General features: G+C 37.4%; 21 protein-coding genes and 1 pseudogene. 20 read left to right on the top strand and 2 right to left on the bottom strand.

Translation table 11 applies throughout. The features are described 5' to 3' along the window. Positions 1-145: 145 nt before the first annotated feature. Together Q0Y65_RS12485 and Q0Y65_RS12480 are read right to left on the bottom strand one after the other, a co-directional pair. Positions 146-1,216, bottom strand: coding sequence for an NAD-dependent epimerase/dehydratase family protein (locus Q0Y65_RS12485; protein ID WP_297960274.1), 1,071 nt, complete (start codon positions 1,214-1,216; stop codon positions 146-148). 3 nt (positions 1,217-1,219) lie between these two features. Beyond that, positions 1,220-2,713, bottom strand: a complete 1,494-nt coding sequence (locus Q0Y65_RS12480) for a nucleotide sugar dehydrogenase (RefSeq protein WP_297960271.1) — start codon at positions 2,711-2,713, stop codon at positions 1,220-1,222. Between the two features lie 1,058 nt (positions 2,714-3,771). Between Q0Y65_RS12480 and Q0Y65_RS12475 the strand changes: the two genes are divergently transcribed. The 20 genes and pseudogenes from Q0Y65_RS12475 (at position 3,772) to Q0Y65_RS12380 (ending at position 23,843) form a co-directional block, all read left to right on the top strand. Further along, positions 3,772-3,942 carry a hypothetical protein gene (locus tag Q0Y65_RS12475; RefSeq protein ID WP_297960268.1) on the top strand — a complete coding sequence of 57 codons (171 nt, stop codon included), beginning with the start codon at positions 3,772-3,774 and terminating at the stop codon, positions 3,940-3,942. Positions 3,943-3,971: 29 nt separating this feature from the next. Continuing rightward, on the top strand, positions 3,972-5,363 hold the full coding sequence (locus Q0Y65_RS12470) for a DegT/DnrJ/EryC1/StrS family aminotransferase (RefSeq protein WP_363293556.1): 1,392 nt from the start codon (positions 3,972-3,974) through the stop codon (positions 5,361-5,363). Continuing rightward, a pseudogene (locus Q0Y65_RS12465) lies at positions 5,348-5,674 on the top strand (VanZ family protein); the annotation flags it as partial. The gene Q0Y65_RS12470 and the pseudogene Q0Y65_RS12465, both read left to right, overlap by 16 nt. A 72-nt stretch (positions 5,675-5,746) precedes the next feature. Next, positions 5,747-6,409 (top strand): sugar transferase, encoded by a 663-nt coding sequence (locus tag Q0Y65_RS12460; protein ID WP_297960413.1) that lies wholly within the window; start codon positions 5,747-5,749, stop codon positions 6,407-6,409. Further along, on the top strand, positions 6,409-7,185 hold the full coding sequence (locus tag Q0Y65_RS12455; protein WP_297960266.1) for a glycosyltransferase family 2 protein: 777 nt from the start codon (positions 6,409-6,411) through the stop codon (positions 7,183-7,185). Before Q0Y65_RS12460 ends, Q0Y65_RS12455 begins: the two co-directional genes overlap by 1 nt. Positions 7,186-7,197: 12 nt before the next feature. Further along, complete coding sequence (gene alr, locus Q0Y65_RS12450) at positions 7,198-8,379, top strand: alanine racemase (protein ID WP_297960263.1); 1,182 nt, start codon at positions 7,198-7,200, stop codon at positions 8,377-8,379. 4 nt (positions 8,380-8,383) lie between these two features. Further along, entirely contained in the window at positions 8,384-9,283 is a 900-nt protein-coding gene (locus Q0Y65_RS12445) for an ATP-grasp fold amidoligase family protein (protein WP_297960261.1), read from the top strand. Between the two features lie 10 nt (positions 9,284-9,293). Then, positions 9,294-10,364, top strand: coding sequence for a hypothetical protein (locus tag Q0Y65_RS12440; protein WP_297960258.1), 1,071 nt, complete (start codon positions 9,294-9,296; stop codon positions 10,362-10,364). A gap of 3 nt (positions 10,365-10,367) precedes the next feature. Beyond that, positions 10,368-11,528, top strand: a complete 1,161-nt coding sequence (locus tag Q0Y65_RS12435; protein WP_297960256.1) for a glycosyltransferase family 4 protein — start codon at positions 10,368-10,370, stop codon at positions 11,526-11,528. Next, positions 11,525-12,118 carry a serine acetyltransferase gene (locus Q0Y65_RS12430; RefSeq protein WP_297960254.1) on the top strand — a complete coding sequence of 198 codons (594 nt, stop codon included), beginning with the start codon at positions 11,525-11,527 and terminating at the stop codon, positions 12,116-12,118. Before Q0Y65_RS12435 ends, Q0Y65_RS12430 begins: the two co-directional genes overlap by 4 nt. A gap of 3 nt (positions 12,119-12,121) precedes the next feature. Continuing rightward, a complete protein-coding gene (locus Q0Y65_RS12425; RefSeq protein WP_297960253.1) occupies positions 12,122-13,381 on the top strand; it encodes a hypothetical protein in 1,260 nt (419 codons plus the stop codon). Continuing rightward, complete coding sequence (locus Q0Y65_RS12420; RefSeq protein WP_297960251.1) at positions 13,378-13,920, top strand: acyltransferase; 543 nt, start codon at positions 13,378-13,380, stop codon at positions 13,918-13,920. The genes Q0Y65_RS12425 and Q0Y65_RS12420 overlap by 4 nt, the downstream gene beginning before the upstream one ends. A 4-nt stretch (positions 13,921-13,924) precedes the next feature. Next, complete coding sequence (locus Q0Y65_RS12415) at positions 13,925-15,091, top strand: polysaccharide pyruvyl transferase family protein (protein ID WP_297960249.1); 1,167 nt, start codon at positions 13,925-13,927, stop codon at positions 15,089-15,091. Next, positions 15,091-16,287, top strand: coding sequence for a Coenzyme F420 hydrogenase/dehydrogenase, beta subunit C-terminal domain (locus Q0Y65_RS12410; RefSeq protein WP_297960247.1), 1,197 nt, complete (start codon positions 15,091-15,093; stop codon positions 16,285-16,287). Before Q0Y65_RS12415 ends, Q0Y65_RS12410 begins: the two co-directional genes overlap by 1 nt. 52 nt (positions 16,288-16,339) lie before the next feature. After that, positions 16,340-17,854 (top strand): lipopolysaccharide biosynthesis protein, encoded by a 1,515-nt coding sequence (locus Q0Y65_RS12405; protein WP_297960245.1) that lies wholly within the window; start codon positions 16,340-16,342, stop codon positions 17,852-17,854. 59 nt (positions 17,855-17,913) lie between these two features. Further along, positions 17,914-19,032, top strand: a complete 1,119-nt coding sequence (gene wecB, locus Q0Y65_RS12400) for a non-hydrolyzing UDP-N-acetylglucosamine 2-epimerase (RefSeq protein WP_297960243.1) — start codon at positions 17,914-17,916, stop codon at positions 19,030-19,032. Positions 19,033-19,148: 116 nt separating this feature from the next. Next, a complete protein-coding gene (locus tag Q0Y65_RS12395) occupies positions 19,149-20,210 on the top strand; it encodes a glycosyltransferase (protein ID WP_297960241.1) in 1,062 nt (353 codons plus the stop codon). Then, entirely contained in the window at positions 20,203-21,717 is a 1,515-nt protein-coding gene (locus Q0Y65_RS12390) for a lipopolysaccharide biosynthesis protein (protein ID WP_297960239.1), read from the top strand. Before Q0Y65_RS12395 ends, Q0Y65_RS12390 begins: the two co-directional genes overlap by 8 nt. 15 nt (positions 21,718-21,732) lie before the next feature. Then, positions 21,733-22,575: a class I SAM-dependent methyltransferase gene (locus Q0Y65_RS12385; RefSeq protein WP_297960238.1), complete on the top strand. Its 843-nt coding sequence runs from the start codon at positions 21,733-21,735 to the stop codon at positions 22,573-22,575. Positions 22,576-22,628: 53 nt separating this feature from the next. After that, the gene (locus Q0Y65_RS12380; RefSeq protein ID WP_297960236.1) at positions 22,629-23,843 is read left to right on the top strand and encodes a nucleotidyltransferase family protein; all 1,215 of its coding nucleotides are present in this window, start codon (positions 22,629-22,631) and stop codon (positions 23,841-23,843) included. Positions 23,844-24,318: the final 475 nt, after the last annotated feature.

The following is a 24,318-nucleotide window of genomic DNA, read 5'->3' as shown; positions in this document are numbered from 1 at the left end:
TAAGTTCATTTTTACTGATTTTTGGTGTCTTTTTGCCACGCTAAGTAACAAATAATGGACAAATATTCTAATGTAGCGTACCTTTCCATACATATAAGCATATTCATTTTAGGCATGCTTTTTCACTCATTATGTTGACGGATATTCAGCGCGTATAATATTCACTGTACCACTGAGCGAACTTTCTCAGTCCCTCACGGATACCGATAGTCGGTCTGAAGCCGTAATCATCTTCAAGGCCCTTGCTGTCAGCATAGGTCACAGGCACATCTCCGGGCTGCATTCCTACAAGCTCTCTGTGTGCCTCGAAGTCATAGTCAGCAGGAAGAACGCCAGCAGTCACAAGCTCTTCTTGTAAAGTGCTGATATAATCGAGCAGGTTCTCAGGAGTACCGCCGCCGATATTGTATAATGCGTAAGGTGGTACAGGCAGACCGTCCTCACCGTTCTGCTTCTTAGGCGCACCCTGCATTACTCTGTACACGCCTTCAACAATATCATCAATGTACGTAAAATCTCGCTTACAGTTACCATAGTTGAATATCTTTATAGTACCATTATTGGCAAGTGTATTTGTTGCCGAGTAGTAGAACATATCAGGTCTGCCTGCTGGGCCGTAGACTGTGAAGAAACGTAAGCCTGTAGACGGTATATTGTAAAGCTTAGAATAAGAATGAGCAATAAGTTCGTCCGACTTCTTGGTTGCTGCATATAGCGATACAGGATTGTCAACCTTATCGTCTACGCTGAATGGCACCTTCTTGTTTCCACCATATACAGAGGAGCTGGATGCATATACCAGATGCTCAACAGGGTTATGACGGCAGGCTTCAAGGATATTATAGAAGCCGATAATGTTTGACTCTATGTATACATCAGGATGGTCAATTGAATAGCGAACTCCTGCCTGTGCTGCTAAATTGACCACTATATCAAAGTGATATTCCGCAAACAGCTTATCTATCAGCGCCTTGTCTCCAATCGAGCCTTTAACGAATATGTGATTGACAGGCGAAGTTATAGCAGCGTCTTTTATAATTGAAAGGCGATATTCTTTCAGTGACGGATCATAGTAGTCGTTCATGTTATCGAGGCTCACAACTGTGCCCGAAGACATTTCTTTCAGCAGTCTCAGCACAAGGTTTGCACCGATAAATCCAGGAGAGCCTGTCACAAGGATAGTCTTTTCGTTTAAATCAATTCGTGTTTTGTTCATATCTTAATCTCTTCGGAACAGATCTCTTGTATATACCTTTTCTTCAACATCATCGAGAACACTGTCATATCTGTTAGCCACGATACAACCGCACTTTTTCTTGAACTTCTTCAAATCATTCACAACGAGAGAACCGAAGAATGTGCTGCCGTTTTCAAGCGTCGGCTCATAGATGATAACTGTTGCACCCTTTGCTTTGATTCGCTTCATAACGCCCTGTATTGAGGACTGACGGAAGTTGTCTGAATTTGACTTCATTGTAAGTCTGTACACTCCTACAACAACTTCCTTCTGCTTGCTTTCCTGTTCAGCGGAATAATCAGCACTGTTGCCGTAAGTGCCTGCGATCTCCATGATACGGTCTGCGATGAAGTCCTTACGAGTACGATTGCTTTCAACGATTGCAGACATCATGTTCTGAGGAACATTCTGATAGTTTGCAAGAAGCTGCTTTGTGTCCTTCGGCAGGCAGTAGCCGCCATATCCGAAGGAAGGATTGTTGTAGTAGTCGCCCACACGGGGATCAAGGCAGATACCTTTGATAATATTGGCAGTTTTAAGCCCCTTTACCTCTGCATAGGTATCAAGTTCATTGAAGTAGCTTACACGAAGCGCAAGGTATGTATTTGCAAACAGTTTCACCGCCTCAGCCTCGGTTGTAGCCATAAAGAGAATGTCAATATTCGGCTTGATGGCGCCATGCTGTAAAAGGGCAGCGAACTCCTCAGCAGCCTTCCTGTTCTTTTCATCAGAGCCGACAATGATACGCGAGGGGTAAAGGTTATCATAGAGAGCTTTTGATTCTCTGAGAAACTCAGGGCTGAATATGATATTGTCCATGCCTAGCTTTTCACGAACCTGGGCTGTATATCCAACAGGAATAGTGGATTTGATTACTATAGTAGGCTTATTCTTCTTTTTGTTCGTAACCTTCTTGATAAGCTCAAGAACAGCCTCAACAGCTGAGCAGTCAAAGAAATTGGTCTTGGGATCATAGTTTGTAGGCGCAGCAACGATAATGAAATCAGCATCCTTATATGCAGATTCGCCGTCTGTTGTAGCTTTAAGAGACAATTTACGTTCCTCATGTTCTGCAAGATACTTTTCGATATAATCATCCTGAATAGGACTTGTCCAGTTGTTTAGCATCTTTACTTTCTCAGGTATGATATCCACAGCCGTTACATCGTTATGCTGTGAAAGCAGAACTGCAAGGGACAGTCCGACATAACCGGTACCCGCTACAGCAATCTTCTTGCGTTCAATCGGTGCTGCCTCTACTGCGTCATCTTCCAGAACATCAGCATTGTCAAAACCAAGGACCGTGCTGAGTGCAAGGAGCTGATCTACAGACGGTGTATAGTCTTCACTTTCCAGCCTGGAGATGATTGACCGGTTGATGCCTGTTTTTTCAGACAGGACGACCTGTGACATCTTGATTGCCTTTCTTCTGCTTACAACAGTCTCAGCAAGCAGTTTCAAAGATAAATGCTTCATAAGTACCTCCTATGCAAAGTGTTACTACCAGCAACACTAATAATTTCTTATACAATGATACTATTATAGCAGATGTTATGACAAAAGTCAATATGAATGTTGCCAAACATAAACTCATAAAAGCTGAATTGTTTATAGATTGTGACGCTTGTGTTACTGGTAGTAACACAGATAAAAGCGCCCTCTAAGCTGCTACCGATTTTTCGGCAGTTGCTCAGTGGGCAAGATGGTGGATAAGCCTACTTGATTATGATTCATTTAGAAAGGCTATGGCTTTTACTTTGCTGATTATCACTGCAACTATGGTAGTTTTTTCTTTTATGGAGATTTATCCCTTGTCGCTTCATGTGCAACACAGTTGCATATATCCTTTTGAATCACTTTTGACAGTTGTTACTCATAAAAAGGTTGTTATTTTGTTATTTTGAATTAAAAAAAGGATTCGCAATTAATGGGGAGTATCTATAATTAGGGCTGTATAACTAAAAGGAAAAATATGATTTTACTATGGCATTTTTAACTGTGATAGTATTGTGAAAGCGTTTTGTGAAATTTGAACAACAAATCCATTTTTGTAGTCGATTTCATACGTGAAAGTGTAAGTTTTGTCTAAAAATTAATTGTTAAAAAGAATTTATGATTTACACAATGTAATAATTAAATGTTGTAATACAGAGCGAAAACTGTTCTGAAAAAATAATATATAAAACTAGAATAAAAATGAGCTTTCATTTGTAAATAGCAAACAATGTTGATTTCCATATATTGACATGAAGTATTAAAATATGATATAATTTTACATATTAAAAAACATTATCTGTTAAGTGCAAGCAGCTGCATTTCATACGGAAAGCTATGTGCAATAAATGCCTTACTTCCCGTTTACAGAAAAATCATGAAAGTGGTTGCTGTAGTAAATCAGAAGGCCATAAAACAATCAGCTTTCAACGAACTAATTTATGGAGTGCCGATCCGTGGTTATGGGGCTACCAACGGAGGCGAATCGGTATCTTGCATTCGTAAACAGGTTCGATCAATGTTTTTTAAGGGGTGTTTATATGAGTACTATGCTTATTTCAGGAGCAGGACTGTATGTAGTGGCTTTATCTGAAAATATAGTAAAAGGCTTTAGATATGGGGAGAGTTGCGCTTATACGGGCAAGTTCTATTCTAAAGCCGGAATAGGGATAATATGCAGGCTTTTTGTGCCTGCTTTTGCTTTTTTCTGAGAATGGTATGGTTTAGGACTCATTTTTAGGTGAATACAAAGTTAGAGACATTATTCAGTTATTGGGTTTATTATGAAGAAGATGTTTTGAAAGAAGGAAGAAAAATGAAAATACCGTTTTCACCACCGGATATTTCTGAGGCAGAGATCAATGAGGTTGTTGAGGCATTAAAGTCAGGCTGGATTACAACAGGTCCGAGGGTTAAGCTTTTGGAGCGCCGTCTTGCGGCATACATAGAAACCGGAAAGAATGATATTGATTGTACTATAGAGGAGAATAAGAAAGCATACAGCAATCGTGTTGTATGTCTTAATTCAGCAACCGCTGCAGAAGAGATGAATCTTCGCATCTTTGGTATACAGCCGGGAGATGAAGTGATTGTTCCTGCGTATACATATACTGCATCTGCATCAGCTGCTGTTCACTGCGGTGCTAAGATAGTTTTTGTAGATATACAGAAGGATGGCGACAGGTATAGCCATGCTCCGGAGATGGATTATGATAAACTTGAAGCAGCTATAACCGAAAAGACTAAGGCTATAATCCCTGTTGATCTTGGTGGAATAGTAGTTGATTATGACAGGATCTTTGAGATAGTTGAGCGCAAGAAGGAGTTGTTCAAGCCTCTGGAGTCTGACGACTCTCCACTCGGCGATCTTTCCTCACGTATTCAACACGCTATAGGTAGAGTTACTGTTGTTGCTGACTGTGCTCACAGTCTCGGAGCAAGCCGTGTTGTTGGCGGAAAGGAACTGTACTGCGGTGCTATTGCTGATTTTTCTTCTTTTTCATTCCATGCAGTAAAGAACTTTACTACCGCAGAGGGCGGAGCTGCTACATGGAGACCAATTGAAGGCGTGGATAATGCGGAAATATACAAGTTCTATCAACTTCTGTCACTTCATGGTCAGAATAAGGACGCTCTGTCAAAGTCAAAGTGCGGTTGTTGGGAGTATGATATCATAGGTGCATGGTATAAGTGCAACATGACTGATATTATGGCTGCTATCGGTTTGAAGCAGTTAGATCGTTATGTTGGCCTGTTGGAGCGTAGAGCTGAGATAATAAACAGATATGATGCGCTTTGTGATGAACTCGGAGTAAGTCATCTTAATCATCATATTGATGGCATGGATAGTTCAAATCATCTCTATCTCATGCGTATTCCTAGTATCTCTGAAGAACAGCGTAATCAGCTGATCAAAGATATCGCAGAGCTGGGAGTATGCACTAATGTTCATTATAAGCCACTTCCAATGATGACGGCTTATGGTAAAGATTGCAGTGCATGTCCGAACAGCTATGATTATTATCACAATCTTATCTCGCTTCCTCTTCATACAAAGCTTACAGATGAAGAAGTGGCATATGTGTGTGAAGTGATGAAAGATGTTTTGAAGGAAATATGCGGAAGAGGGTAAGTTCAAGTAGTATTCGTATTATTGCTGCTGTTCTTTATATCTGTTTTATTTTTCGCATGACGTTATGGGATCGGTCAGTTTATCCATATCATATTTTTTATGGTTTGTTCTGGGAACTAAAGAATCAAATGTGGGGGGATATCCTCAAAAACATTGTTTTTTTCGTTCCGCTTGGTTTCATTATTGGCGGTCGAAAAGGAGTTGTTGTTGGCTTTCTTCTTTCGTGTGGAATTGAAACAGCGCAGTATTTCATTCGACTTGGGTACTGTGAAGTTGATGATGTTTTAAATAATACAATTGGCACGGCGATAGGCGTTTATATTAGAAATAAACTAAGGGTAGGTAATGGAGTGTTAAGACGTTGGGAAGAGTTGCCGGAGTTTATGAGAACACCGGAGGTAAGGCCTTATTGGGATAAATTGAATAAAAAACGTTTTCAGCTTGGGCTGAAAAGAGCGTTTGATTTGTGTGTTGCTATTATGGCTTTGATTGCTACTGTGATTCCTATGGCGATTATTGCTATATTAATAAAGATGGATTCTAAAGGACCTGTGTTTTATAAACAAGAACGAGTGACTACTTATGGAAAAAAGTTTAAGATTCATAAGTTCAGAACTATGGTGTCAAATGCTGATAAGATTGGTACATCAGTTACTGTAAGCAATGATAGTAGAGTGACAAAGGTAGGTGCTAAACTTCGGAATCTTCGCTTGGATGAGCTCCCACAGGTGTTTGATGTTATAAATGGTGACATGAGTTTTGTTGGGACAAGACCAGAAGTTACTAAATATGTAAAGAAGTACAAACCTGAATTCTATGCTACATTACTGATGCCGGCTGGAATAACGTCGGAGGCAAGTATTAGATATAAGGATGAATATTCGCTATTATCCGCCGCTGACGATGTAGATAAGGTTTATATAGAACAGGTACTACCAGCTAAGATGGTATGGAATTTAGAATCAGTAAGAAGGTTCAGATTTCTACGTGAGATTTTGACGATGTTTCGTACGGTAGCTGCGGTTTTAGGAAAGGATTATAACTGATGATTGATGGATTAGTTTCAATTATTATGCCATCGTGGAATACAGCAAATTTCATTGCAGAATCGATACAGTGTGTAATTGATCAAACCTATAAGAACTGGGAATTGCTCATTGTTGATGATTGCTCTACAGATAATACGGACGATGTGGTCAAGCCGTTTTTAGCTGATAAACGTATCAAGTATTTCAAAAACGAGAAGAACAGCGGAGCTGCATTAACACGAAATCGGGCAATGCGTGAGGCGCAAGGCGAATGGATTGCTTTCCTTGATTCAGATGATTTGTGGACACTGGACAAACTGATGACTCAGATTAAGTTCATGAAAAAGCGTGGCTTGGTGTTCTCTTATCATGAATATGAGAAGATAGATGAAGAAGACAAACCGCTGAACATATATGTTTCCGGTCCTAAAGTGGTCGATAAAAGAAGAATGTACAACTATGATTACATCGGTCAGTTGACTATGATGTATAGCGCAAAGCATTTCGGTTTGATTCAGATCAGGGATATTAAGAAGAATAATGACTATGCTATTCGACTGCAACTGTTTCATAAAGATCCTGATGCCAAGTGTTATCTTGTTAAGAAGAATCTTGCAAAGTACAGAGTGCGTAAGAAGAGCATAAGCCATGATAAACTGAGTAAGAAGCTTCGTAGCCATTATGATTTGTTTCATATGTGTGATGAGAAGCCGGGAGCGATTGCTCTTTGGTTCGCCTGCCGAAATATGTGGTATGGTTTACAGAAGAAGCGAAATTATGAGAAGACTATTTAAGAGGTGACTGTATTGAAACTTCAGCCATTTCAAAAAAGAACATGGGCAAATATAGATTTAGATGCGGCAGAACATAATTACAACATTATCCGTGAACAGTTAAAGCCAGAAACAAAGATTTGTTGTGTTGTGAAGGCAAATGGATATGGCCATGGATCAGTTCAGCTTTCTAGGTTTTATGAAAGCATGAAAGCGGATTATCTTGCTGTTTCAAATATCGAAGAAGCTATCCAATTGAGAAATGCAGACGTGACCATACCTATATTGATTCTCGGGTATACCGACCCACGCTGTGCAGCTCAACTTGCATATCAGAGAATCACTCAGTGTGGTTTTTCTTACGATTATGGTAAAACTCTTTCTGACAATGCAGTTGAGCAAGGTGTTGATGTTGTTATTCATCTAAAGATCGATTCTGGTATGGGGCGCATCGGTTTCCAATACGTCGATAGTGAACTGGATAAAGCAGCTGAGATATGTTATTTGTCTGGGTTGAAAGTAGAGGGAATCTTTACTCACTTTGCATCAGCTGACGAGGGAGAGGGAGGAAAAGAATATACTCTTTGCCAGTTTAACAGGTTTATGCATTCAATTAGCTATTTAGAAGCCAAAGGTATCAGCTTCACCATCCGACATTGCTCAAACAATGCTGGGATTTTCGATTACCCAGAGATGCATTTGAATATGGTGAGGGCAGGAATAGTTCTATATGGGCTACAACCATCCAATGCACTTCATAATCCAGGCAATCTTCGGCCCGTTTTAACGTTTAAAACCATTATAGACCATATAAAAACTGTCCACGCTGGAGACTGCATCAGTTATGGAAGAGAGTTTAAGGCGGATCGTGAAATGAAGGTGGCAACCATCCCCGTTGGGTATGCTGACGGATTGTGGAGATCTAATTATCGAAACCATATGGTTGTAGAAGTTGAAGGAAAGTTGGCTCCAATCATTGGCCGTGTATGCATGGATCAGTGTATGATTGACGTAACTGATATATATGATGTTGCAGTTAATAGTAAAGTTACCGTGTATGGAACAGAAGGTCAAACGTCTGTAGATCACATAGCATCTTCCAATCAAACAATCAATTACGAAATAGTTTGTGCGCTCGGTGAACGCGTACCAAGGGTCTACAAGCGTGATGGACAGACTGTTGCAATTACGGACAATATAGTTAGGAGAAATTAATAAGATGGAGAGAAACTCGATTATATATAAAATCCGTAGAAAAGGACAGATTTTTGCTCATTATATTCTTCCTGATGAAACAATGGCAAAATTATATTCCTATGTGATACTGAAGAAAAAGGTTGACCTCAAAACCCCTAAAACTTTTAACGAGAAAATTCAGTGGTTGAAGATACATGATTATCCAAATAATCCTTTGGTTATTCAAGGGGCAGACAAGTATGCCGTAAGGAAATATGTACAGAAAAAAGGATTAGGAAATACACTTGTACCGTTAATTGGGAAATGGAAAAAAGCAGAAGATATTGAATGGGAAAAGCTTCCTGACAAGTTTGTGCTGAAGTGCAATCATGGTTGCGCATATAACATTCTTTGTGCGGATAAAAGTAAATTTGATAAGGTTGCAGCCATAAAGCAACTCAACAAGTGGATGAAGGAAGATTTTGGTGCTTACAATATTGAACTTCATTACTCAAAAATAAAACCTCATATTATAACTTGTGAGGAATATCTTGGTGAAAAGATTATTGATTATAAATTTTTTTGCTTTAATGGTGAACCTAAATATATGTATGTTTCAAGTGACCTTGTTCATGATCGCCAAGCACAAATCGGTTTCTTCTACCTTAATGGAAAAAAGATGCCATTAATAAGAAATGATTATGCTCCAATGGATTTGAATGAACTGCCACCTTTTTTTGACGACATGAAGAAAGATGCAAGAATTCTTTGTAAGGATTTTCCTTTTGTACGAGTAGATTTTTTCTTGGCAAACAATACATATTACTTTGCTGAACTTACTTTCACCCCAAGTGGCGGAATGATGCCATTCAATCCAGATAAATATGACCTATTGTGGGGAAAGCAATTAGATATAAGTTGTCTTATTTCACAAAAAAAATAGAGGTATTACTATGATAAGCATTATCTTTTGCGGAGATATAAGATACTGCCCTTATCTTTCCAGATACACGGATAGATTGGATTTTTCACAATCGGAATATGAAGTTCTTTTTTGGAATCGAGCAGGACTTAAGTTAAATGTAAAATCAGAATATAAATATTATGACAGCCCGTCAGCAGAAGATTTGGGAAAGACAAAGAAACTGTTTGATTTCTTAGGCTTTCGCAATTGGGTAAAGAAACAACTATCGGTTTCAAAACCGGATGGAATAATTTTCTTATCTACGCTTAGCGGTGTCCTCCTGTGGGATGTGGCAAAGAAGCATAAAAAGAAATATATTTTTGATATACGAGATTATAGTTATGAAAATATAGGCTTCTTTAAAAAAGTGGAAACTAAAATTATTGGAGACAGCTTTTTCACTGCAGTATCATCGAAAGGATTTAAGACTTTCCTTCCTGAACACGAGTATGTGATTGCTCACAATTTCAATCGGAACGATATGGTAGAACCATATCGTTTTACAAAAAAGAGCGAACCGTATCAGATTGTTTGGAATGGAACAGTAAGATTTTTTGACTATCAAAAGGATTTCCTTAACATATTCAAAAATGATCCTCGGTTTGTTCTAGTCTATCATGGAGCAGGTACAGATTTAGAACTATATAAGAAATACTGTAGAGAAAACGGCATTACCAATGTGACTTTCACAGGAGCATATGATAACCGAGATAAGGCAAAGCTTATTCAGAACGCAGCTATCTTGAATAATTGCTATGGTGGTAGAAACGGAGACGAATTGAGATTTGCTATTTCAAATCGCTTCTATGATGGGCTCGTTTATCATATTCCTCAAATTGTTGAAGATGGTGGGTATAAAGCTGATGAGACACAGCGATTAAAAGTTGGATTAAGCGTTGAGCCAACATCAGATTTGCCAGATAGGTTATATCAATATTATACATCATTAAATCCAGAATTATTTAATCTGAGTTGCGAAACAGCTTTAACTGAAATCATTTCTGAAGACGATAATTACATTCAGAGAATTGATGAGTTTGTTAATAGATTTGGAAGGTGAAAAATGAAAACTATCAGTGCTCTTTTTGTCGGTATGTATCCAAATGCTGTGAATCCTTATAGGAATGTTTTTTTTCAGAATTTAATTTTTGCAATGGCAGATATGGGCGTTGACTGTACTGTCATTTCCCCTATTCCTTTAACCAAATATAGGAGCAGTGTTAAGAATATAAAATATAAAACAATTCACAAGACGGCAAATGGATCTAAAATAATCGTTTACTATCCTCGGTATATCTCTGCTTCTTCAAAGCAAATAGGAAGTTTTAATACGGAGAAACTGTCGGAAAAATGGTTTGAATATAGCGTAATGAAGACAGTCAAGAAAATCAATAAGAAGTTTGATTTTGTATATGGTCACTTCTTCCTATATGGTGGATTGGCCGCAGTTCGTGTGGGTAAGTATTTGGGGATTCCTTCCTTCATAGCCTATGGGGAATGTGATTTCGAGACACAGGTAAGGCAAACGTACGGATACCCCAAAGAAGAGCAGCTTAAATGGCTGACTGGTATTATCTCTGTGTCCAGCAAGAATACTAAGGAACTTCGTGATCTTGGGATTGCAAAGGGTGTGCCAATTATCACGGCACCAAACTCAACGGATTTGAAGCTGTTCTATAAAAAGAATATGTCTGAATGCAGGAAGATACTTGGATTGCCACAAGACAAGTTTATTGTTGGATTTGTTGGAGGATTTATCGAACGTAAAGGCGACAAGAGACTCCTTGAAGCAGTAAACCAAATAGATGGAGCATATGTTGCTTTTGCCGGTAGAGGCAATAATCCACCTGCAGGCGAAAAAGTCTTGTTCTGTAAAGCGCTAAATCATGAAGTTGTAAGTGATTTTTTGAATGCAATAGATGTATTTTGTCTCCCAACATTAAGCGAAGGATCTTGTAATGCAATTGTTGAAGCTATGGCTTGTGGTTGCCCTATTATTTCATCAGACCTTCCATTTAATGATGATGCTTTAGATGATACTAATTCAATACGGATTGATCCAAATTCTGTAGAAGATATCAAACATGCAATTGAGAAGCTGAAGGAACACTCAGAAATAAGAGAAGAATTAAGTAAGCAATCTTTAGAAAAAGCAAAAGAATTTGAGATTGGCCAGAGAGCTGATAGAATACTTAACTTCATAAAGGATTATGGAAAAATATGATACAGACAAAGCAAGATTTGAATTACTATCTTGAATGCGATCGAATAGCTATGAGCAAAAAAGGAAAAGCAAAACCATGGGATATCACATACTGGTTTCTCCATTGCTTGAGACATTATGAATTTTGGTATAATCAAACCGGAATCATGAAAAGAATAATGAGTCCATTATGGCACATCCGTTTCAAAAGAATTTCTGAGAAATGCGGGTTTACCATTCCAATTAATAAAATAGGACCGGGTCTCTGCCTTCCTCATTACGGCACATTAATTATTTCGAGTAATGCTATTATCGGAGAGAACTGCAAGATTCATGCCGGAGTCAATATCGGAGCAAGTAGCGGAAACCCAGATGCTAAACAAATAGGAAACAATGTTTACATTGGCCCCGGTGCTAAAATTATCGGTGGCGGTTATATTGCAAATAACGTTGTTGTTGGAGCTAATGCTGTTGTTATAGGTAATGTTGAAGAATCAGGAATTACAGTCGGTGGTATACCAGCCAAAAAAATAAGTGATAAGGATTCCAGTTTACATCTGATTAGAGCCACAGAAATCTATGCAAAGGATCATAATTCAAGGAGTAACTAATCAATGACAAATGAAAGTAATAGAAATAAGGTCGGCATTAGTCATTTAAAACTCCCATCATTATGGGAAATTTCAATAGTTCTCTTGCTGATGTACGCCTTTTTTTTTCAATATAGTGTAATAACTATAAATAGCGCAATGCTGGTATTAAATACCATTTGTATTTTATTTGGTATTGTACACTTGATTTCCGGTGTTATAAAAGGGAAAAAGACATTCTATTCTTGGATAATAGCTTTTGTATTTATCTCAGTTTTATTCAGTATATCGTTTGGCGTTTCTATTAGTACAAGCATTGATATCGGAATTAGAATGATCGAATACTGTTTGACAGGATTATCTATTCTCTTGTTTTGCATCTCAAGAGACAACAGATTTAAAAAGGTTCTATTCATCACTTGGCTTTCTATTGTTCTTTTGGCAATTAATGTTCTTCTACACGGAACAGTTGTAGATTACCTTGGCGCAATCGGTTTAGGATCATTAAACACAAATGAAATGTCAAGTTTCTTTATATTAGTTGTCTTCTGCGCGTTTTACATATATGGGAACACAGACAATAGGATTCAAAAACTAATTATCTGGATATCATTGCTTCTTGTATTTATCATACAAATACAATCTGCATCACGTCGTGGATTTATCGTTATGGTTTTTATGATTGTAATGAATATCATTTATGGGGTAATACCATATAGCAATCAAAAAAACACAAGGAGAAGGCTTGTTGCTTATTCGATTATCATAATTGCTGGGGCTGCCGCATTCGTTGAACTTAGAATCTACATCTTGAATAATACAATACTTGGTGAAAGATTGGTTGGCACTATGACAGGCGGAGACGCTGCAAGAGCACGTTATCATGCATTTGCACTAGAACAGTTCAAAAAAAATCCAGTTTTTGGCGTAGGTATTGGCGGAATCACTTATTTGCAAGGTGTATACTCTCATTCCCTTTTTTATGAAACAATTTCATGTACTGGCATCATTGGTGCTTTGATAATGATTATTGGATTGGTTAAAGCAACAAAGGAGTTAATAGTAAGACTAATAAATAATCGTTCCGAAGTGCAGTTGAATAATCGCGAACTGTACTTGGATAAAGTGGTACTGATTTATCTTCTAGGTTTGTTTGTTTCTGGATTTGCTGTTGTAATGATTTACGATTTCTACTTCTATCTAAGCCTTTCTTTTATTGCAACAGCTATTTTACTAAATAGAACCAAATTGCAAAATGAGTTGATGCGAGAGGATGCAATATGAAAATAATAAAAAAATATATAGGCATTATTCTGTTCTATGGAATTGGAAGATACCTTCCTTCGCATGTTTGCCCTATTAGATTTCTGGGAAAAATCTCTACAAAGTTTAGGTATATGTGCGGTAAACTAATTCTTACAGAATGCGGATCAAACGTAAATATCTGCAAAGGAAGCAAGTTTTCCTCGAAAGTTTGTATCGGCAATAATTCCGGGATTGGAATAAGAGCTGAGATTTCTGGTGAATGTCATATTGGTGACTATGTCATAATGGGGCCAGATTGCCAGATTTGGACAGTAAATCATAATTATTCAGATCTAACAAAACCTATAAAATATCAAGGGAACACTGATGAGAAACCAGTTTATATCGGAAACGATGTTTGGATAGGCAGTCGAGTAATGATCCTTCCAGGTGTGCATATTGGTAATGGTGTTGTTATTGGTGGAAGTACAGTAGTATCCAAAGACGTCCCAGACTATGCGATTGTAGTAGGAAACCCAGGAAGAGTAGTAAAATTTAGAAATGGTAAAGAGGTATAATTTGATGGAACAAAAGAAACTTGGCCTAATTCTCGCTTATCGTGGTGTCAATTATGGAATGCTTTTACAAGCTTATGCCACTCAGAAATTTATCGAAAGGCAAGGCTTTAAGACAGAGATTCTTGAGTACACAAGGACGAGTTATAAACACATTCGATTTACCCCATGGCTCCCTGTTTATGCAGCGGATGAGATCTTGAAGAGAATAAAGAAGAAAAAGCAGAATAAGGCTGAAATCTTAGACGAAGTGCACAAAAATAATATTTCAGATCGAAAAAAAGTTTCTAATAAGTTTATAGAATCCAGTCTTACTAACCGTAGAGTTATAAATGGGATTGCGGCTCTTGAAGAAGCCGGGAAAGAATATGATGGTGTGCTAATTGGAAGCGACCAAATCTGGCCCCCTGATGCTGCATTTGGCAATTTCACTACATTAAGATTCGTTCCAGATTCAACTAATAAGATTTCATATGCAACTAGTTTGGGAGTCTCATCGTATCCTTTCTATTGCAGAAGTAGCGCAGCACAGTTCTGGAAAAGAATCAATTATCTAAGTGTGAGAGAAGAACAGGGAAAAAGAATAATTCAGGACATCTGCAATATTCCGGTTGAAGTTGTAGTTGATCCGACTTATTTGTTTACAGGGGATGAATGGAAAGAATTTATTCCAGAGCAGCAAATTGTAGCTGGTGATTACATCCTATGTTATTTTCTTGGAGCAACAAAAAGGCATAAAGAGTTGGCTAGAGATTTTGCAAATAAACAAGGGCTGAAACTAGTATCTATTCTTAGTACAGAAAGTGTATCGGATATTGACCTCAGTTATGCAGATGAAATAATAACTGGTAAAGGGCCTAATGACTTTATTAATCTTATCCGAAACGCCAAATATATACTTACTGACTCTTTCCATGGAGTGGCTTTTTCAGTAATAAACAATAAACAGTTCTACGTTTTTTACAGAACAAAGATTGGAAGCAAAAATTCTAGGAATTCTCGGATAGATAATATACTCAATATGTGGGAACTTCAAGATCGGCTTGTTCGAAACGATGCTACTGTGGATGAGTTCTCTTTGTCAGACATCAATTACGAACACGTTAACAAATTGGTTGCCAGCAAAAGGGATCATTCCATTTCATTTTTGATTAATGCTTTAGGTGAATGCTAATGATATTGCAAGAGGTTTTATTTCAAGATAGATCTGAATGCTGTGGATGCAGTGCATGTGTTGATATTTGTCCAAAGTCGGTTTTGATCATGCAAGAAGATGCATCCGGATTTCTGTATCCTCGAATTAAGGAACATGCTGAATGCATTGATTGCAAAAGGTGCTTAAAAGTTTGTCCTGAGAAGAATCTGCTTCAGATTGACTCTGAATTCAAGTCCTTTTACGCAGGATATTTTAAGGATAATAAAGAACTAATTTCGTGCGCTTCTGGTGGACTTGCTACAGCTATTTCTAAGAAGTTCATTCAATCTCATGGAATTGTATATGGATGTGCATATTCTGACGATTGGAATACAATCGAATATAAAAGGGTTACAGATATTCTAGATTTAGAAAAACTGAAGACTTCAAAGTATTCTCAGTCTATAAAGGAGGGCATATATAAAAAGGTAATCGCAGATTTACAAGGAGGTTCAAAAGTTCTCTTTATTGGATTGCCCTGCGATGTGCTTGCAGTAAAGAGTATTGTACCTACGAAGTATCATTCTGCGCTATACCTATTAGAATTGATATGCCATGGTCCTACATCTCTAAAAGTTCATAGGCAATTCATTACTGAACTTGAAAAAAAAGGCAGAATGATCTTCTTTTCTACGAGAGCAAAAAAGAATGGTGCCTGGAAACCTTTTTACATACATGCCAAATATGAGAACGGCACAGAGCATTATGAAGAGTTTCATAAGTCTGCATATGGAGCTGCTTTTAGATATATGAAGAGACCCTCGTGTTATACCTGTAAAATAAAAGGAAATCATCTAGTTGGTGATCTCATGATTGGTGATTACCATTATGTTGAAAAAGGAATGAATGGATACAATGAACACGGTGTTTCTTCTGCCTTAGTTCATAACGAAAAAGGCGAACAGCTTCTTGCGGAATTGGATAGTGTGGGGTTTTATATTATTGAAATCCCTAGAAGAAATGCCATCGGAAACGGTGCAATTACAAGAGCGATTCCTGCGCCAGCAAAACATGAAGAATTTGAAAAGTTTTTTGTTGAGAAAGGCTTAATATCTGCATCAAGGCTGCGCTTTGTTATTAAATCGAACATTGAACGGAGTATTAAAGCATCCATGTTGAAATTTGCAGTAAAGGTTAAAAGGTTTTTTTTACCTTCTACAAGACCACATGATTAGTAATAATTGTTCTTTTTTGATTACACAGGCACAAAAAGAGTGAGGGAGAATAATGAGGAGTAAGAGAGCGCTAATAAATACTATATATGGTCTACTCTATGAAGCTGTAGCATTAGCATGTGGTATGATTCTACCACGATTAATTTTGGGTGCTTTCGGTTCGGATTATAATGGAATTACGAATTCAATATCCCAATTCCTTAGTGCAGTGTCACTTTTACGAGCAGGAATTGGAGGAGTCACAAAAGCTGCACTTTATAAACCACTTGCGGAAGGAGACACTGTTCAAGTTAGCAGAGTTGTCAAAGCCACTGAGAAATTCTTGCATAAGGTGGCTTTGATTTTCTTGGTAGCATTAGTTGCGTTTGCATGTGTATATCCTGCATTTGTAAATAAAGAATTTAAATGGTTCTTTTCTTTCTCTCTGGTTATTATAATTGGATTATCTACATTCGCTCAATATCAGTTTGGACTCACATATCATTTGCTGCTACTTGCCGCTCAAAGAAATGGCGTTGTTTCTTTAATCCAGATATTTACAACCATATTAAATACAATAGTGGCTTCCATTTTGATTTATGCTGGAGCTGGAATTCATGTTGTGAAGTTAGGAAGTGCATTAATATTTGCTCTCAATCCTATAGCTATAAATCTGTACGCAAAGCACAAATTCCGTATTGTCAAAAATGTTGAACCAGATAATGACGCAATCTCACAAAGGTGGGATGCATTTGCTCACCAAGTAGCTTTTTTTGTGAACACAAACACAGATATAATGGTTCTGACTTGGTTTGCAACATTGAAAGATGTTTCAATCTATTCTGTATATTATTTAGTAATTAATGGTATTACTATCGTTGTTAAAAATTCAATACAGAGTGTTGCTGCTGCATTTGGAGATATGATTGCCAAAAAGGAGGGACGGTTACTTCAGGAAAACTTTGATGCCTTTGAAACTATGACCGCTTCTGTATCAACAATTCTTTTCGGTACTACATTGATAATGATCGTTCCTTTCATTTCATTATATACTAAAGGAGTTACTGATGCTAGCTATATTCAACCTTTTTTTGCTGTGTTGATTACTATTGCTGGATTCTTTAATTGCATTCGTATTCCTTATCAGAACCTTGTTGAGGCAGCAGGTCACTTTAAACAAACAAAGGTTGGAGCATACTTCGAAGCAGGTATGAATGTATTAATATCTGTCGTGTGTGTGTTTAAGTTTGGCCTGATTGGTGTGGCAATAGGTACATTGTTCGCCACATTGTTTAGAACCATACAGTTTTCGATATATATGTGCCAGCATATTGTAAAAAGGTCTTGGTTCAAAGTTGTAAAAAGCATCGGAAGTTCAGGAATAATAATATTACTCACAGTTTTTATTCACAATGTGTTACCTTCTGTTAAGTATTCCAATTATTTAGATTGGATTCTGATTTCTATAAGGACAGTTATAATTCTTGCTGTTTTGGTAAGCATAAATGATATTGTGTTCTTTAGAGGCGCAACAATGACTGTTTTAAATAAAGCAAGAGGAATACTATCAAAACGCACAAACGCTTGATTCCAGCTATTATTAAATAATCGTTGATAGACTCATATGTAGGTGAAAGGTAGGAACTTATGAAAAAAATAATGACCGTATTCGGTACCCGTCCAGAAGCAATCAAGATATGCCCGTTGGTCAACGAAATGAAAAAGAGGGATGGACTGGAAGTCGTTGTTTGCGTCACAGCCCAGCATCGTCAGATGCTTGATCAGGTTCTTTCTACTTTCAACGTCGTTCCAGATTATGACCTAAATATTATGAAGGACAGACAAACGCTGTTTGACATCACAACTAATATTCTCAACAGTATTAAAGCGGTTCTGGAGAAGGAGAAGCCAGATGTGGTTCTCGTCCACGGTGATACTTCAACAACATTCGTAACAGCTCTCGCATGTTTTTACTTACAGATTCCTGTTGGTCATGTGGAAGCAGGACTTCGTACATATAATATATATTCTCCTTATCCGGAAGAGTTTAATCGTCAGGCTGTTGGAATAGTAAGTCAGTATAACTTTGCGCCCACCCAGCTTGCAGCAGATAATTTACTTGCAGAAGGTAAAAATCCTGAAAGTATCTATATAACTGGTAATACGGTTATTGATGCTATGCAACATACTGTTAAAGAAGAATACACACATCCAGAACTTGAGTGGGTTGGTGATTCAAAGCTCATTTTCATCACTGCTCATAGAAGAGAAAACCTCGGAGAGCCGATGCATCATATGTTTAGAGCCATCAGAAGAGTTCTTGATGAACATCCTGATTGTAAGGCGGTGTATCCGATTCATATGAATCCTGTGGTTCGTCAAGCTGCTAATGAAGAGCTAGGTGACTGTGATAGAATTCATATCATCGAGCCTATAGAGGTTTTTGATTGTCATAACTTTGAGGCAAGGAGTTTCCTTTGTTTAACTGATTCTGGCGGAGTTCAGGAAGAATGTCCTTCTTACGGTGTCCCTGTTTTGGTTATGAGAGATACAACTGAAAGACCAGAGGGTGTTGATGCCGGTACTTTACGGCTTGTTGGAACTGACGAAGAAGTTATCTATAAGGCATTTAAAGAGCTTCTTGAAAACGAAGAAGCATATAACAAAATGTCACATGCTTGTAATCCTTATGGCGATGGACATGCTTGTGAGCGAATCGCAGATGTTCTTGAAGAAAAAGAATATTGTCCTTGGAGTGCAATGTGATGATACTGCTATTCGCGTTACAATATCAGAATTTTAATAGTGTTGCGGATAATTGAATTGTGTTATTTGGTTTTTCTTGATTCATTCTTTGAGAAGGTGTAATTATTAGTTTTAATGTGACTTTAAATCAAATTGTTTTTAAACCATTGATAAGCATTATAATTCCTGTTTATAATGTTGCATCATATTTGTGCGAGTGTTTAGACAGTGTGGTTAATCAAACCTATAAGAATTTAGAGATAATTATAGTTGATGATGGTTCAACTGATGATTCAGGTCAGATATGTGATGCATATAAAAAAAAAGATCAAAGAATACGAGTAATACATCAGGTGAATGGCGGGTTAAGTGCTGCACGTAATGCGGGGTTAGATATTATGAGTGGTGATATTGTAGCTTTCCTTGATTCTGATGACGCCCTTAAATTAGATTTCTTTCAAATAATGGTTCAAGCTATGATAAAAGATGGCGTAGATATTGTGGTGTGTGAATATTATACCTGTTATACAACGAAAAGGATGAGTGGTAATTGTAAGAAGGACATCTATCGATTAGAAAACGGCATTTATACTTCGAGCGAGGCATTGCAGAGAATAGCAGATCATAAGATAAACCATTCTGTATGGAATAAAATATATAAGTCAGATCTATTTAATGATTTACGTTTTCCTGTAGGCATTAACTACGAAGACGCAATTCTCATTCCTGTTGTATTTGAAAAGTCTAATTCGATTATGACGATTAAACGTCCATTATTGTATTATCGAAAACGCCCATTAAGCATTACCACAACACCAACGAAAAAAAACATCTCCGATTTTTTATATTCAAGAGTTGTTAGAGCCGATTTTATATCAAAACACATTCCTGGTGTGTTTACGACCAACCAAATAATCAGGTTTAAAGATGAGTGCTTAATGTCATATATCTCAATGTATTTAGATGTTCTTTTTAATAGAGATAGTAAGAAAGTCAAATTACTTTTAAATCATGAAATTAATAAAGGTGGTACATATATTAAGAGATGTACGTTGAAAACAAAAGTATTATATTATTCGTTCAAGATAAATCCGATCGTTTGTTTTTCTATACTTAAATGTTATTGGCCTATAGGGGCATTAATTAGAACAATTAAGAAGCATAATGTTCATGACGGCATAGGTGATCGCCATGAATAATAACGAATCTAGAATTCATAATACAAAGCGCAACCTTCTTAGTAGTTCACTCAACTTATTTATTACTACTATTCTTCCTTTCATAAACAGAACCATCATCATCTACACTCTTGGTTCAGAATTCACTGGCTTATCTGGTCTATTTGGATCGATCCTTCAAGTGCTGAGCCTAGCTGAGTTTGGTTTTAATATGGTGATAGTCTATTACCTCTATGAACCTATAGCCCAGAACAATACTGACGTAATCAACCAAATCTTGGCATGGATGCGCAAGGTCTATCATATAGTTGGCAGCGTGATAATATGTGGTGGGTTAATGGCTACGCCGTTCCTCACGCACCTTATCCATGGCAGCTATCCAGACATCATTAACATCTACATTCTATTTCTGATATATCTCTTAAACTCTGGTATCAGCTATTTCCTGTTTGCTTACAAGGAAGTGTTGTTGATAGCGGATCAAAGAAAGGATATAATATCTAATGTCAATACTGGTATCAAGATAGCTATCAACATATTGCAATTCTTGGCGCTCCTGATATTCAAGAACTACTATTTCTATGTGATAGTTCTAGTCTTGGGAACTGTGACTACAAATCTGTTGGTGAACCGAGCTGTTCAGAAACGGTATCCTTATCTTCAGAATGTCAAGCATACTACCAAGCTGCCAAGCTCAATGAAGAAAGAGCTGACGGGGGTAATGATCAATCGCTTATCTAATGTCAGCCGCAATGCTTTTGATAATCTTATAATCAGTAGTACGTTGGGCTTAGTAGCAACAGCTATCTATGGCAACTACTTTATGATATATACCGCTGTCTTTTCAATTACAGGTGTTTTCAGTAGTTCCATGCAAGCAAGTGTGGGCAACAGCATAGCTGTTAGAAGTGAGGAAGATAACTACGAGAATCTGTTGGATTTCTCTTTCCTATATTCCTGGATCTTCGGCTGGTGTGCAGTAGCGTTGGCTTGTCTCTATCAGCCTTTCATGAAGTTGTGGGTTGGACAAGATCTGATGTTAAATGAACGTGATATGTTACTGTTTGTTGTCTACTTCTACTTCATCAATATGACTCATATGCGAAATCAGTATATCCTCGGAAATGCATTCTGGTGGAAACTGAAGTGGGCATATTTAATTGAGGCAATTGGAAATCTGGCTCTTAACATAGTACTTGGTAAATTTTTCGGAATTTCAGGCGTGTTAATTGCTACGATTCTGACCATTTTCTTCTGTAACTACTTGATTTGTAATTCAGTGCTTTTCAAGAACTATTTTAAGAACGAGAGCATAATGCAGTTTTACAAGCAGCAATTCTATTATCTTTTAGTAGCTGGTGTAGTTACAACTGCTTCTTATATGATTTGCCGAGCAATTGATAACATCTTCATTAAGGCATTAATCTGTATTATCATACCAAATATCATGTTCTACATTCTATATCTACCATGTAGCCGTTGGAAGAACAGTATGGCGATAGTAAGACGAATAGTGAAAAGTCATTAAAGGAGAATGATAGCTATGTCTATAAAACAGCATATACCCAAGCCTATGATGACAGTTCTCCTCAAAGGCTATACGCTGTATGCAAAGTGCAAGAAATCTTTGAAAATCAAGAAATGTCTGATAGATGCTAAACTGAACCCATCTAAGGCAGTATGCTATTGCCCTTGTTGTGATAATCGGCTTCGGAGTTTTGAATCAGGATACTTTACAAGGATGCCAAACGTCTACAATCCTAAACGCTACAAAGGAATCAAGCAGGAAGTAGTATGCCCAATCTGCGGTGCAATCCCAAGGCACCGTATCCTCGCTACATATTTCAATAAGCACAAAGGCGAACTGAAAAACAAGAGGATTCTCTACTTTGCATGTGAGTCAGGGTTATGGACGTGGATGAAGCGGAATCGGATTAGTATTACCACTGCTGACTTCTTTGCTACCGCCAATTTAAAACTTGACTTATGTAATATAGTTCAGCCTGATAATTCATGGGACTGGATAATCTGTAATCATGTTCTGGAGCATGTTGATGAGTATAAACAAGCTCTTAACGAGCTCTATCGCATTTTGAAACCGGGGGGGAAGCTTATCATCTCGTTCCCAATTCTAGCTTCTCTTCAAACTATTATTGAGGAAACTGAACACACAGAAAAGAATAAGAAGAAACGGCTTGAGCTATACGGACAAGCTGATCATTTGCGAATCTTCGGTGCAGATAGCAAGGATGTCCTCATACAAGCTGGGTTTAATGTAGACATAATCGATGGAAGTCGAATGGACAAGCGTATCATGCCTGTGGTCGGCCCTGCTGACTACGATGTGAATTATCTGTTTCTGTGTAAGAAACAGAAGGGTGGGTGAGAATTAATAATGAGACATTACCTGATATTCATGATAAAAGGGGGGAATAACTTTTGATAGATCGTTCACAACAGGTTCTTCTCGAAGCAATTAAGGCATCATTATTTAATTTTAAACCAACCTACCCAGATGATACTGATTGGGACTCCGTGATAAAAGAAGCTAAAGCTCAAGCAGTTATAGGCTTGATTAGCCCAGTGATACCTGTGCATGATGAAAGCAGTGATCAAGGTATAGCCTACTATATGCGACTTTTGCATGAACAAGATAAGCTTCTGAAACTCCTTGAAGCAAATAATATTTCATGTGTTATTCTTAAAGGCTGTACAGCAGCAATGTATTACCCAAAGCCATATTTGAGATCCATGGGTGATGTGGATTTTTTGGTTCGACAAGACCAATTTGACGATGCAATTGGACTTATGGAATCAAACGGATATGTATGCATTGAAGGAAAAGGTGAAGATGGACGACTAAAAAAAGGTGATCGCCATCTAGGTTATTCCAAAAACGGGATTGAGTTTGAATTACATCATCATTTTAGTTCAGCTGGTTTTGATATTGATGATATCCTTGAAAAAGCAATTGACAAGAGAGAATGCAGAAAGTTAAATGGCTATAGTTTTCCTGTACTACCCGAAGTAGAAAATGGTTTAGTACTTCTGGGACATATTAATCAACATTTAAAAAGAGATAATCTTGGATTACGACAGATTATAGACTGGGAGATGTATTGTTACTCTGTAATGAGGAAAGAAGAGAGTAAGATAGAATTTATATCCATTGCAAAGGAAATTGGATTATTAAAGCTTGCTGTCAATGTTACAAGAATGTGCGAGAAGTATTTGGGACTTTCTGAATCATTAATATCGACTGGAGCAATTAGAAAAAATAAACGAAATGATTCTGCTGAAGAAGAAATTGTTGATAAATTGTTAGAAAACCTTTTAACATATGGTAACTTTGGAATAAAGCAAGTATCTTCTTCAGAAAAATCGGGGGATAGCATCAGATCAGTAATTGGAAACATAAAACATCAGGGATTCTACACATGCTTTCAAGAGTATGGTATGGACACATGGAAGCTAAGCAAAAAATACCCTGTGTTAAAGCCTTTTGCATTTATATATGGGGTGTTTAGGATAGTGGTCAGAGGGATAGTCAGTATTATAAAAACAGGTGAATTTAAAGAACAGATAAGATATGTTAAAGACAACAATAAATATGATAGAGAACTAGGGATTAGAACAAAAGATAATAAACAATAGAATCATACTATGAAGTTGTTTGATTGTATACAGATACCAGCCTTCTGCATGGTACTGAGTACAGAAGATCATCGACTTTTCTATCTACAGCATAGTAGAAACTGCCATGGCTAATAGTCTTGATGTTTTCAAGTATTTTGGTTGCTTATAACTATATTGCCAAGCATAAAGTTCCTGACAAATCCGGATATACTTGAAGAGCTTCTGTCCTGGAATGAATCTGTGCAGAAAATCTGTAAAGCATTATGAGTAATAGTAATCCGAGTCTATCCTAAAATTTGTGTAAACCTCTGAAGTAGTGTATAATAGAAGAGACACTACTTCGGAGGTTTTAATGTAAGGTAAGCGTCAAATAAACGTAAGCGTCAAATAAACCGCGTCCCATAAGATATAAAAATATCCTCGCCGATGGCGAGGATAAGTAAGCGTCAAATAAACCGCGTCCCATAGGATACAAAAATGCCCTCGCCGATGG

Source organism: uncultured Ruminococcus sp., assembly GCF_947301925.1.
In the GTDB taxonomy this organism is placed as follows: Bacteria; Bacillota; Clostridia; order Oscillospirales; family Ruminococcaceae; genus Ruminococcus.
Note: the sequence above shows the minus strand (reverse complement) of the source record. Positions and strands in the feature narration are given on the sequence as shown.